The 7,970-nt window shown below is 37.9% G+C and carries 8 protein-coding genes; 6 read left to right on the plus strand and 2 right to left on the minus strand.

The annotated features are described in order from the left end of the window. Positions 1-1,504: TIM-barrel domain-containing protein (locus AC1DPQ_RS11000; RefSeq protein ID WP_477609260.1), on the minus strand; the 1,504-nt coding region annotated here is incomplete at its 3' end. A gap of 233 nt (positions 1,505-1,737) precedes the next feature. Then, a complete protein-coding gene (locus AC1DPQ_RS11005; RefSeq protein ID WP_477586028.1) occupies positions 1,738-2,436 on the minus strand; it encodes a DUF1826 domain-containing protein in 699 nt (232 codons plus the stop codon). 457 nt (positions 2,437-2,893) lie between these two features. Between AC1DPQ_RS11005 and AC1DPQ_RS11010 the strand changes: the two genes are divergently transcribed. The 6 genes from AC1DPQ_RS11010 (at position 2,894) to AC1DPQ_RS11035 (ending at position 7,768) form a co-directional block, all read left to right on the plus strand. After that, a complete protein-coding gene (locus tag AC1DPQ_RS11010; protein ID WP_477609262.1) occupies positions 2,894-3,793 on the plus strand; it encodes a hypothetical protein in 900 nt (299 codons plus the stop codon). Between the two features lie 311 nt (positions 3,794-4,104). Further along, complete coding sequence (locus AC1DPQ_RS11015; RefSeq protein ID WP_477583575.1) at positions 4,105-4,707, plus strand: hypothetical protein; 603 nt, start codon at positions 4,105-4,107, stop codon at positions 4,705-4,707. Between the two features lie 148 nt (positions 4,708-4,855). Beyond that, entirely contained in the window at positions 4,856-5,602 is a 747-nt protein-coding gene (locus tag AC1DPQ_RS11020; protein WP_477583573.1) for an FRG domain-containing protein, read from the plus strand. Beyond that, positions 5,599-6,519, plus strand: coding sequence for a hypothetical protein (locus tag AC1DPQ_RS11025; protein WP_477583571.1), 921 nt, complete (start codon positions 5,599-5,601; stop codon positions 6,517-6,519). The genes AC1DPQ_RS11020 and AC1DPQ_RS11025 overlap by 4 nt, the downstream gene beginning before the upstream one ends. Before the next feature lie 111 nt (positions 6,520-6,630). Continuing rightward, a complete protein-coding gene (locus AC1DPQ_RS11030; protein ID WP_477583569.1) occupies positions 6,631-7,137 on the plus strand; it encodes a hypothetical protein in 507 nt (168 codons plus the stop codon). Next, positions 7,127-7,768: a hypothetical protein gene (locus AC1DPQ_RS11035; protein ID WP_477583568.1), complete on the plus strand. Its 642-nt coding sequence runs from the start codon at positions 7,127-7,129 to the stop codon at positions 7,766-7,768. The genes AC1DPQ_RS11030 and AC1DPQ_RS11035 overlap by 11 nt, the downstream gene beginning before the upstream one ends. The last annotated feature ends 202 nt before the right edge of the window (positions 7,769-7,970 follow it).

The following is a 7,970-nucleotide window of genomic DNA, read 5'->3' on the forward strand; positions in this document are numbered from 1 at the left end:
GTACACTATCCTGCACTGCCTGCATATACATCCATCCTTTTTGCTTAAATTGTTTAAAATGATCTGTTGTAGCATAGAATTTTGGCCATACCGATATCATGATATTTGCATTTTCTTTATGCACGGAGTCTACCATTCCTTTGGCATCAGGAAACCGTTTCAGGTCAAACTGATGGCTTCCCCAGGCATTTTCGGGCCAATAATTCCAATCAAGCACAATATTATCAAGCGGAATCTTACGCTTCCGGTATTCACTTACAACGTTTAATAGTTCATCCTGGGTTTTGTAACGCTCACGGCTCTGCCAAAAACCCATTGCCCATTTGGGCATAATACTCGCCTTGCCAGTCAGGGTGCGGTAACCACTGATTACATCGTCCATGTTTTTGCCGGCCACGAAATAATAATCCATCTTATCGCCCATTTCTGACCAAAAGGATATATTACCGTTTTTTTCTATCGGAGATGAAGAAAGTGCTTTAAGGCCAACATAGGAAACACCTCCATCGGGTTTCCATTCTAGTCTTATTTTGGTGCGTTTTCCCTTTGTTAGCGAGAAAGGAAACCGATAAGTATTCGGATTCCATGAAGTTCTCCAACGCTCCGGTACTACCAATTTTCCATCAAGCCATACTTTGGTATAACCTGCATAATAAAGACTAAACTTGTAAATATCAGTTTGGTTGGCAAGAATTTCTCCTTCCCACACTACAGAACCATTGTTAAAATTAAAATCTGCAGGAAATTTCTTCACAGTTGTGAGGTTTTCATAGTCGATTGCCGACTCCTGACGGATAATAGGCGCGTTATTTTTTTGATTATACGTAGCGGTAAGGAAACCTTTTTTGCCTTGTTTATTAAAGAGGGTAAACTGGTTCAGGTCTTTATAATCTCGGGGATCGCCGTATTTACTCTGCGAATAATTATCCCACAATACCCCATAGTTATTTGTAGACATGATGAATGGCACCGCCACTTTCGTATTGTACTGGAAGAGGTCTTCGCTTTTATGTTTATAGTTAAAATCGTCAGACTGATGCTGTCCGAGCCCATAAATGGCCTCGCCTGGAGTACCCGAGAAGACCTGTTGCATGGTATATCCTTTATCGTTTTCAACATTAATAGGACTAAAACTTCTTTTTGCCTCCTGTAGTACTACTTTTCCAAATTTATCAGTAAATGAAACCTTACCTGTAACAAGGGAAACCTTAACGGTAAGTTCCTGGGTAGAGAGTTGGGCAAATTCTGCATTTCCTGTTACTTTGAAAGGTACTGTCGGAGTCAGCCCAGCTACTACGCAAAGGCTTGTAACCTGGGGAATAGTGCTTTCGGGTGAAGCCTGTACCCTAACAATACGGCTGTTGATCACATTTATTTCAATAGTTTTGGCAGCTCCTCCCTTGGGGTGTACCTTCATTCCATTCTCCAGCGTCTCAACAGCTTCAGCAGCAAGCAGTCTCCCAGCAACAAATAAAAATATAATAAAGAAAGAGAATCGTTTCATAACGGAACAAAGAATTAATTGGTTAGAATATGGTGGTATGTTTTTATGATGCAAAACTACAATGCCATATCATGACCACAGAGCAGTAATGTTAAATTAGTAAGCAGAAATGTTAACTACGAAACTTTTCGAGGGGTATTTTTTAAACAGAAAGATTGCCATGCAGATAATTAATCTGATGTAACCTATCTGATTAACAGCTAATAAAGGGGATTAGATTAGAAAATTTAATTTTAGCAGATCAGAAGCAATCTATACTCACCATCTTTTTCGTTGGGTGCGCGGTGCACGCATGGTAAAACCTGTTTACCAGGATAATCTACTGCCAACCTCCATAAATGCCCCAATCCCAAATTAATAGGCCTTGCATCAGCTTTGGCCTGGTAATGCAGGTCAAAATAATGTTCCATCAAAAAGCTTTCAAATTCCGATTCCGGACCGTTATGCAGCTCTTTGAGCTTTTGCCGGATTTCAGGGACCAGGATTTTTTGTTCAGCCTGATGATTAGCGATGATTTCACTTGCCGCACCATAATAGGTACATAAAAAAGTATCCGTACCGATAGGCGAACGGTCTACATGGAATGAATATACATCTGTTGAAATGAAACCGAGTTCCTCATCCCGCTGATAACTTTTGATTAAATTGAGCGAAGGCGATGCTCCGGAGTCTGCCAACAACTGAAAATCACTTAAGATAACTTCCCTTGCCATACTACCTTGTTCCGATAGCTTAAGCGCATGGAGATCTTCCATAGAAACTTCAGTGAGGTCCGCTTTCAGTTCAAGTTTGGATACAATTTCCTTAAAGTCGCCAACCAGGTCTCTCTGCCAGCAAATTGCATTTATATCTCCCTTAAAATTCGTATTCAAAAGATGAGAAAAAGTGGAAACCACCGCAACCTGTTTGCTGTTAGAAAATCTATTATCCATTTCTTAATTAAGCTATTTGGCCATAACCTCCAGCAAAAATAAGGAATAGCTCAGAGGATTGTTGGAAATGAAATCTATTTTTCAAAAATCATGGTTGATCGGAGTCATTTTTGCCTGTTTGGGATACACCTTGTGGTCTCCTGGCATAAGAAAAAGTGGTTTATGGTCGCCACAAGAAATACCCATTCAATAAGTTTCTGTTATGGTTTTAATTTTGGCAATGCAGATGCCTTCGTGAGCCTTCTCTCTATCTTTATCTAGGATCTGCTTCGCTTTATCCTGGATAAATCTAGTCAGGCTCCACTTTTCAGCTCACCATGCGTAATCGAAAATGCTGCGCTACGCTTGTGTTAAAACATAGATCGAATCCTGTTGCTTTGCAGCTACTGATTCTCACACATTTTCTCAGTTCGCAGGCGGTGAGCAGTATATTAAATGTAATTTGTATCTTAGATAGATGGACACTAATAGTAAGGAAATTTTACTTTCATTGATCAAGTATTCGAGTGAAGATCGTCTCAAGCAACTTCAAAGAGGCGAACTGTATTTTAATATTTTGGAGTTCTTTGAAGGCTGTGATAATAATGCTGTTGGTGATAAATATGAAAGGGTATACAAACAAACTATAGGAAAGGGCGTCACAATAGACCTTAAAAGGGAGTTCTTTGATATATCTGTTGAATCAATCCGATTACCTGATGGAAATTACCTTTCTACCTATAGAAATGAAGAGCTGTTTATAAATATCTTTTGCCTCTACGCAGTCACCAGCCAGAACGATTTTAACATGCTACATGAACAACTTCCTGCTGAAATGAAAGACTTTGGTTCTCACATGCTTATTATACAAGGCGTGGCAGAATTTATAAGACGCGTTGAATTGTCACTGACCAAACTTAACTTGAACTTTCATACAAGTCCTGTTAAGTATACAGACTTTGGCATGACGGAAAGATCAAAAAGCTACTTCGAAAAGCCATTAAGATATAAGTATCAAAGAGAATTTAGATTCGCATTCAAAAATACGGTTAAACGCGCTGAAATCATTGATATTGGAAATATCGAAGACATATCAATACTCTTGAGTATTGATAAATGCAAGTCAATAAGAATCTATCAGAAAACCGATGATATGATTGAGCACTTAGTGGAGGTGCATAGGACGCTAATGAAAAATCACTTTGATGCTATCGTAGCTTATAATAATCACATAAATTCCAACGGAGGCGGTTGCGAACTACCTAGATTGTTAGAAGATTTTAATGTTGCTGTATACCAGCTTAAAGCGTTCGAGGAGTCACACGGTCTAGTTGAGTACAGAGAAAAAATCTCGAATTCAATATTGAATGGTAGGTAAAAACTGCAAGACGATGCACATTTCCCTGTCGTATCTGTTTTATTACCCTCTTCAAAATAAAAATGTGCAACGAGTGGTCAGCATTATGATTGTCGTTTTAAAAGGTAAACAACTGTTTGGAGCACTCCTGACCTTGTAAACACAACATCGATATCTACACCTTTTCAGCATATCCAAAAACTGGTAACTCTCCCCTAAAGTAGGTTAAGTAAAAAATCTTGGATATTGATAAGATGGATTGGTTGACTTGCAATCATCTCTCATTCTATTATCTTTGCATAACTAAATCTCTCTTATAAAGTTAACGCTCGATGAAACGACACATTCTATCTTTAAAGGCAACTTTAGCAATTATGATTATGCTGACAGTCTCGGTCATAACATTCGCACAAAAGCCAACCTCCCAACACTTAACTTTCAAAGGCGTACCGATAACTGGCACCTTGATAGATTATGTATTTAAGATGAAACAGAATGGTTTCAGCCACATCGCAACTAAAGATGGGACAGCGATCCTCCAAGGAGATTTCGCAGGTTATAAGAATTGCGTAGTTGGGGTTTCAACGCTTAAGCAAAAAGACTTGGTCTATCAAATAGCTGTTGCCTTTCCAGACAGAGAAACATGGTCAGCACTATACGGAAATTACAGTAGTCTGAAAGAGTTGCTGACAGAGAAGTATGGGAAACCAAGTACCAAAGTTGAAAAATTTGATGACGAGCGTCAGGATGATCATAATAAGATGTATCAAGTTCAGTTTGATAGATGTAAGTACTACTCGATTTGGCAGACGGAGCAGGGTGACATAGAAGTTTCGATTGAACATAACAGTATAACAAGTTGTTTTGTTAAGCTAGCTTACTTAGATAAAATCAATGGAGCTATCATAAGAGCCAAAGCAAAAGACGACTTATAGAGTAGAAAGGTGGTTAACCGTAAGTTATAGCACTAGGTAAACCATATCCGCTTATACACCATCTGCAATTAAGAGATCAATAACTAAATCCAGGAGTTCATCAGATGGAAGCGTGCATGTAAAAGGCTATGCTCGTAAAGATGAGCATATGTTAAGCTACATACAAGATCAGCACCAAGAAGATATTAATCACAAAATGAAAGAAACTATAATAGCAGATTTGACAATGTTTCATAAGAAGCTAGCGACTTTAAGGAAATCAACTACCTTTAAGTTCAGAGGACAAAGTAATGCTGATTGGAAACTCGTTCCCAAAGCTGGCAGAGATGAGTTTTCTCATTCAAATGATGAAAAGTTATTTAAGCAATGGAAACGCAGAGCAGTATCTCTCCTTAACAATGACCGTTATAATGACTGGGAGTTACTGTCAATTGCACAACACACAGGTCTACCAACTCGAATGCTTGATTGGACTCATAATCCTCTTACAGCTGCTTTTTTTGCATCAGCAGATAATTTGGATGTTGATGGTGCTATCTACATACACAAAGTTACCCGATTTGTAAATGTTGAAAAAAACCCTAATCCTTTCTTAATCAAAGCACCATCCATAGTTATTTACCAGCCAAATACACCAACTATGAGAATCGCTAATCAATATGGTTACTTTTCCATTCATAACCAACCCATTCTTGAGTTTGACAACAAATCATTCAAAGGGGAGTTGGAGAGATTTATCATTCCAAAGAGTCTAAAGGAGGAAATGGTACATATGCTTAATCATTACGGCATTAATTACCTCAACTTATTCCCTGATCTTGAGGGGCTATCAAAACATTTGTGTTGGTTTGCTGAGCATTACAAATTTTGGGATGGTACAATACTGGACGAATGAACGAACAAACTCAACATGCATTCCTTGAATTAGAACAGTATGGAGTCTCGAATACTGAGGCAAAAAAGATACTTATTAAAACACTGCTAGACAATGGCGTCCGATCTCCCAAAGGTGGATGGGAAAGAGCGACCTTTGATATATCTAGAAACGGTGCTACTAATAAAGTTTCTTTTAGAGAGCTGTTAGCAGATGTCAAGGCCAATGGATATGAATCTGTCTCGCAATCTAATGCTGATAATAGAGATGAAATCTTTGGAGGTATGTTCGGGATAACAACGCCAACTATGGGGTTTCTAAAGATCGAATCCACATATGCTGGACATACAAAATCCCTTACACCGCCGATGACCAATATACCTGTGGAAATGGCTCTCTCTGAAGACATTCTATTTTATAGAGAAGAAGCCTGTATGTACAGCGATGAGTATGATTTTGTAATGTGCACAAGATATTATAGAGCATATCTTACTGCCTGTATTTCACTTGTTGATGCATTCATTAATCGGCACATATTGATATACAATCATAGTGGTATTAAGTCTCCGGTTCTTGACGAACTAAAGGTGACTTCTAGATTGGAAGACAGATTAAATCTTTTTATGGCATACTCCGCAGGTGGTAGTTTGAATGACATTAACGAAGGAAATCAATGGACTCAATTCAAGGCTCTTCGCAGGCTTCGTAATGAAATGACACATATAAATGAACCAAGTTTAGGCTATTCAATACATGAGTTCGCCGAGCATTTAAACTATGTAAAGAAAGGTATAGGTGGGCTGCTTAAATTGATAAGAAACAAACAGGGTAAACCTAGTTTGGCTTTCATTGAAAGACTGTATTATGCACCTTTAGTGTACTTTAATGAAATTACGCATAAAGAGGATGGCAACCACATTATAAAGAGAAGAAGATGACGACAACCCATGAGGGCTAGTAAGGAAGTATCTATCCAACTATAGCACCAATATAAGCTTATCCTCCCAATACGTTTAAAAGAACTATTATTAAACACTACTTTCTCTAAAATGCGTCCATTACCAAATTCTACAATAAGGGTTTTAGCTTATAAAGCATTAGATCGTGACTTTGACAGGACTTGGTCTGATTGGGCAGTTGAAATGCTAATGAATGGTTATGATACTGAACATCTTGTTATCTTGGCAGGTATGGGTGAGCCATTCGATTACTTTGAAATGCAGACCTTGACTACAAAAGCACTTAATGAATGGGGCTTGGACTTCTCTGATAAACTCCAAACTGTATGGAATTATGTCAATTACCTTATACAGATGCGCCTTGATGGTACGCTAGAATCAGTAACAGTTCTTACTGAGCTTAGAGATCTTTACCTTGAACTTGATTATGAGAAATCACTTCAGGAGTTCTACTTTCTGTATTATGCCAAGAGTGATTTAATAAGTGACGAAGTACAATGGTATATTGATGGAGTGGACAGAATCAATATTGATGAGACAGTAATCAGGTACTTTAACGAGTGGTTAAAACTAAAATCACATACAAATGAACAATAAGAAGTTAATTGTACTGATCTTTCTAATAGTAGGATGCAGGTCACCATTTGTAGATTCATATAAACAGATTCAGTCATCGATAGAGAAGTCAAATGCTATCTTACAAGTCTCAAACCGGAAGATATTAAAAGAGATTAAGGCTAAGGAAATTAATGCAATTTCAAACGAGGCTGATTCTATACAGTTTGCTAATCAAGATCTCAATGGCTTGATTGACGAATACAAAAAGCAAATCGAGAACCTTGATCTAATTGGATCTGATGTAGATATCGCCTATAAAGTCCTTGCTACTCCAGATTTTATTAAAGGTGCTTTAATGTCTGCTACTTCCACTCTTGTTGAGAGAGTTTCAAAAGTTGAAGCTGAACAATCAATGAAGAACCATCTTGATAGTCTCATACTCGAAGTTGCTCAGGCTCATACAAACTCATTATATTTTGAACAACGTTTCAAAGGCATCCCTTCTGCTAACGCCTTGGTAGAACTTGCTAATCTACAGTTACAAAGCTCGGAAATGACAAATATCAGTTTAGCGTCTCTTGATAAAAAGTGTTTGCTTATAAAGCATGGAGTTGGCGGCTCACCTTTAAAAACCAAAGACGGATATCCAAAACTAAAACCTTCCCCTTAAAAGAAAGAAATAGATTGAAAGATGGATATTAGGAAGTAAGGGGTAACTGCCAATTCCACTTATCAGAAAACTAAATGAGAGCCAATGAGCAGTTCTAATAGAAACGATATGGTTAAATGTTTGAATCAAACTGTGATACCAGTCTTAAGAAGTTTAAACTTTAAAGGCTCTTTCCCACACTTTAGACGGCAGACAGATGAAC

This window comes from Pedobacter sp. 01T416_2, from assembly GCF_056398925.1.

What these genes read in the sequence shown, in the direction of transcription:
- AC1DPQ_RS11010 (WP_477609262.1), top strand. Translation starts at nt 2,894, where the DNA reads ATGGACACTAATAGTAAGGAAATTTTACTTTCATTGATCAAGTATTCG.
- AC1DPQ_RS11015 (WP_477583575.1), top strand. Translation starts at nt 4,105, where the DNA reads ATGAAACGACACATTCTATCTTTAAAGGCAACTTTAGCAATTATGATT.
- AC1DPQ_RS11020 (WP_477583573.1), top strand. Translation starts at nt 4,856, where the DNA reads ATGTTAAGCTACATACAAGATCAGCACCAAGAAGATATTAATCACAAA.
- AC1DPQ_RS11005 (WP_477586028.1), bottom strand. Translation starts at nt 2,436, where the DNA reads ATGGATAATAGATTTTCTAACAGCAAACAGGTTGCGGTGGTTTCCACT.
- AC1DPQ_RS11030 (WP_477583569.1), top strand. Translation starts at nt 6,631, where the DNA reads ATGCGTCCATTACCAAATTCTACAATAAGGGTTTTAGCTTATAAAGCA.
- AC1DPQ_RS11035 (WP_477583568.1), top strand. Translation starts at nt 7,127, where the DNA reads ATGAACAATAAGAAGTTAATTGTACTGATCTTTCTAATAGTAGGATGC.
- AC1DPQ_RS11025 (WP_477583571.1), top strand. Translation starts at nt 5,599, where the DNA reads ATGAACGAACAAACTCAACATGCATTCCTTGAATTAGAACAGTATGGA.